This window comes from Deltaproteobacteria bacterium (genome assembly GCA_019309045.1).
In the GTDB taxonomy this organism is placed as follows: Bacteria; Desulfobacterota; Syntrophobacteria; order BM002; family BM002; genus JAFDGZ01.
This window is the reverse complement of record JAFDGZ010000161.1, coordinates 1-3537: the sequence shown is the minus strand read 5'-3', so window position 1 is coordinate 3537 and position 3537 is coordinate 1. Positions and strand designations below refer to the sequence as shown.

5 protein-coding genes are annotated in these 3537 nt (G+C 45.9%); 1 reads left to right on the top strand and 4 read right to left on the bottom strand.

Going from position 1 to position 3537, the window contains the following annotated elements:
• The 4 genes from JRI89_17105 to JRI89_17090 all read right to left on the bottom strand — a co-directional run.
• Positions 1 to 483: DDE transposase (locus JRI89_17105; GenBank protein ID MBW2072949.1), on the bottom strand; the 483-nt coding region annotated here is incomplete at its 3' end.
• Between the two features lie 177 nt (positions 484 to 660).
• Entirely contained in the window at positions 661 to 1311 is a 651-nt protein-coding gene (locus JRI89_17100) for a corrinoid protein (GenBank protein ID MBW2072948.1), read from the bottom strand.
• 50 nt (positions 1312 to 1361) lie between these two features.
• Positions 1362 to 2816, bottom strand: coding sequence for a trimethylamine methyltransferase family protein (locus JRI89_17095; GenBank protein MBW2072947.1), 1455 nt, complete (start codon positions 2814 to 2816; stop codon positions 1362 to 1364).
• An 8-nt stretch (positions 2817 to 2824) separates the two neighbouring features.
• Positions 2825 to 2947 carry an HPr family phosphocarrier protein gene (locus JRI89_17090; protein ID MBW2072946.1) on the bottom strand — a complete coding sequence of 41 codons (123 nt, stop codon included), beginning with the start codon at positions 2945 to 2947 and terminating at the stop codon, positions 2825 to 2827.
• 111 nt (positions 2948 to 3058) lie between these two features.
• Here JRI89_17090 and JRI89_17085 point away from each other — a divergent pair, with 111 nt between their 5' ends.
• Entirely contained in the window at positions 3059 to 3496 is a 438-nt protein-coding gene (locus JRI89_17085; protein ID MBW2072945.1) for an IS1 family transposase, read from the top strand.
• Positions 3497 to 3537 lie beyond the last annotated feature (41 nt).

Genomic DNA, 3537 nt, shown 5'->3' with positions numbered 1-3537 from the left:
CTTGGTAATCAATTGCAATGAGTTATCAGGATCGCAAGATTCGGTAATGTTGGCCACATACCCCCGGTGAGAGCGACCCGCTTTCTCACGATAGGCGGCTTCCAGATCGTCAGGAGATTGCAGGCTGCTGGCGCTCAGTTGGTCTCCGGTTTTGGCCACAACCTCCTGCTCCTCCAGGCAATAGTGTTCGCTAAAGACACGCTCAAGCACCCGGTAGACCGTTTCTTCTGCATAAACCTCTTTCAAGTCGATCAACAAACGTTGCATGAAGATGCCAATCTGGCGGATGTGTTCGGAGGTATCCTTGCCTTTGACACGGTAAACATATTGCCCAGCATGTCCCTGGAGATAAGGCCCAAAGTCCTCGGCATATTTCTTCTGATCGCTCTCGTTCAACATACGTTGCACCCGTTGGAGAACCTCCACCAGCAGCTGCAGGCGACCCATCTTCCGAATATTGCTGGCCACGTACGTGCTGTCCATGCGCTGTTTGCCGGTCTTGATGTTGAAAGCGAATCTAACTTAGCGAACGCTTGACTTCACCATCTCTTTGCCAACAGACAGTTACATGTTTCTGATCATACTCAGGAACTTGTAGAACCCGAGAATTGATAAAACTGCGAATTTCACTTTTCATCAGAAGCTCCAATCCTCAACTTACTACGCAGGGGCATCTGCAAATCGCATTGCGATATTTACTGCCGAGATTGCATCTTCAGCATAACCGTCTGCACCAATTTCGGCAGCAAAACTTTGAGTCACCGGAGCGCCACCAACAAGAACTTTGACCTGATCGCGTAACCCTTCCTTCTCAAGTGCTTCAATTAATTTCTTTTGTTGAAGCATGGTTGTTGTGAGCAAGGCGGATGCGCCAACAATAGTTGCGTTAGTTTCTTTGATCGCATCAATGAAGGCAGCTGGGCTTTGATCTACCCCAATATCGGTTACCTTAAATCCATTGGCTGTCAACATTGTCCCTACAAGAGTCTTACCAATCTCATGCAAGTCGCCTTGAACTGTGCCAAGTACGACATGTGCAACAACTTCTCGCTTTTGGTCACCCAAAAGAGCAGGTTCAAGTATTTCGAGGGCTGCTTTCATCACATCAGCCCCAATAATTAATTCTGGGAGAAAATATTCACCTCTTGAAAATTTTTCTCCTACCAACTGGATTCCTTTGGTAAGACCCTGGGTGATACACTCTAGGGGATCAAGCCCTTGCTCCAAAGCCCGATAGGCCAGCGATTTTGCATCTTCTGTCTCTCCCTCGAGAACAGCTTTACTCATTTTGTCAAAGATTTCCTCTTTCATTTATTTTCTCCAAACAACATGATGAATCTGTGGTAATTTGCTAACGATTTTTAGTCCAATTTTGCTGAGGCTTCAGCAACGATCTCTTCTAAAGCTTTAGAAATTTCTCCTGAGAGTGGTGTTACTTGATGAGACTCAAGTAATTCTCGTGCTGCTATTGTTGCTCGGTCTGCCATAGTAAGCGAGCCCAAAGATTTCCATTTGTCACGCGCTTCTCTGGTCAATAACTTCGGAAAATAACGATTGGAGGAGCGGAGGTGTTTGCGGGTGTGTTTATCTGACAGTAAGTTATCAGTAGATATGCTCCTAGCAATTGCATCTAATCCTAGGGTTTCGTCATTGACGACAAACTCTTCCATTGATCGCTTAGCAATCCCCATCAATTCGTTATCCATTAGTAATTGGGCAAAGCTAATGATTAGGCCACCAGCTAAATGTCCAGCTCCTGTGAGAATGTTTGCACCAGCCAAACCAGATAGAATTGTGAAGTATGTGTTCTCAATTCCTGCTTGAGCATCACTAGTTTGAGAATCTGTGTAAGGGCCATGCATGTTTACTGGCATGTTATAGGCTTCTCTTGCTAGCTGAACGGCAGCGGCTGCAAGCATTGCATTCTCCATAGAACCGGTCAATGAATAACCAGTGGTCATATCCATTACCATAATGCGAGGGGTATAAATCAATGGTGCACCGGGATGTGCCAATTGAGAGATAACCATTGAAGTAACTGTCTCGATGTTGTTCATCAGTAAGGAACCAGCCAACGTGATTGGTCCCGTTGCTCCAGTAATAGGCATACTGCAAATCTCTAGTGGGACACCGTATTCACCGCAGGCCAATAAGGTTTCTACTAAAACATCTGGGATTTTTAGTGGAGCGATTGGCGATTCAAGCATAGTAATCACTGGTCGTTGACGTAACGCTTCTTTAGAACCAGCTACAGCTTCAGCCATACGCATTACATACGGGAGACTATGCATATTCAACAACCGCATATTGATATGTTTGGATGTGCTTTCAAAAAGGGCCTTTAGTACACGGATATCTCTGGTGTTGCCTGCCATTTCATGGGCATAAACAGGGGCAACGATTTCTATATGGTCCATTGCATCTACAAGCTTGGCATAATCTCTAACATCTTTCTCTGTCACATAACGCACTTCACCCGAATCGATATCAACAATTGATCCCGGTCCGCCACCATTGCGTCCGTAAACCTTGCCAGCTTCTAAGAAAATATCATTCTTTTCTTCCCGGCCAGCCATCAAAAATTGGCTAGGGACTGTTGCCAAACATTTTTCAACCAAATCTGGAGAGATTTTTACAATCTTAGTTTTATGGTCTACTTTTGCGCCTGCATCTGCTAATAAAGCCAGACCACCCTCATGCAAAATTTTTATTCCAATCTCATCCAGAGCTGTAAGTGTGCTTTCATGAATTTTATCGATCCCCTCGTCAGATATAAATCGTATCATTGCTAAGTTGTCCCTATTATTCCTGTTCATTTTGCCTCCTATTCAAAATCGCCTTCAATTAAGTTTTTGATTTTAGAGATGGCCTTTTCTTCATCCTCTCCAACAGCGGTAATTTTTATTTCTGTGCCCTTGCTTACTTCCAGGGTTAGTATGCCTAAAATGCTTTTGGCATTTACTCTGTTTTTTCAAGTTTAGATACTTGGATAGTCTCCCTCTTGAGTGTAGTTAGAGAATGATATATACTCTGGGCAAACGAAACCGAGGGAGACAAGATGGAGAAGTTTGCCCATAGTGGAGATTTTTGTCCAAACGGAGCCTGCCCTGATTACGGGAAGCTTCAGACCGGCCAGCAGCGGAACATTAAAAAGTCAGGCAAGACGGCCAAAGGCGTCCAACGCTATCAATGCAAAACCTGCGGGAAGACCTTCACCGAAACCCTGGGGACGATCTTCTACCGTAAACGCACCCCGGAACACGAGATTCTGGAAACCCTGGCCTTTCTGGCAGAAGGCAGCCGGATCAGCACCCTGTCGCGGGTCAAAGGGCACAAGGAAGACACCATTCTGCAGTGGCTGCGTGAGGCGGCTCAGCATGCCGAGCAACTGGAAGATGTCCTGATGGCAGAGTTTCGGGTCGAACGCGGGCAGTTGGATGCGCTGTGGGCGTACGTGCGCAACAAGGGAGAAAAAAAGCTATCCCGAGACGGCTGAAAGCGGCCAGTTCTGGCGCTCGACCCTATTAGACATGGATA

What these genes read in the sequence shown, in the direction of transcription:
- JRI89_17095 (MBW2072947.1), bottom strand. Translation starts at nt 2,816, where the DNA reads ATGAACAGGAATAATAGGGACAACTTAGCAATGATACGATTTATATCT.
- JRI89_17100 (MBW2072948.1), bottom strand. Translation starts at nt 1,311, where the DNA reads ATGAAAGAGGAAATCTTTGACAAAATGAGTAAAGCTGTTCTCGAGGGA.
- JRI89_17085 (MBW2072945.1), top strand. Translation starts at nt 3,059, where the DNA reads ATGGAGAAGTTTGCCCATAGTGGAGATTTTTGTCCAAACGGAGCCTGC.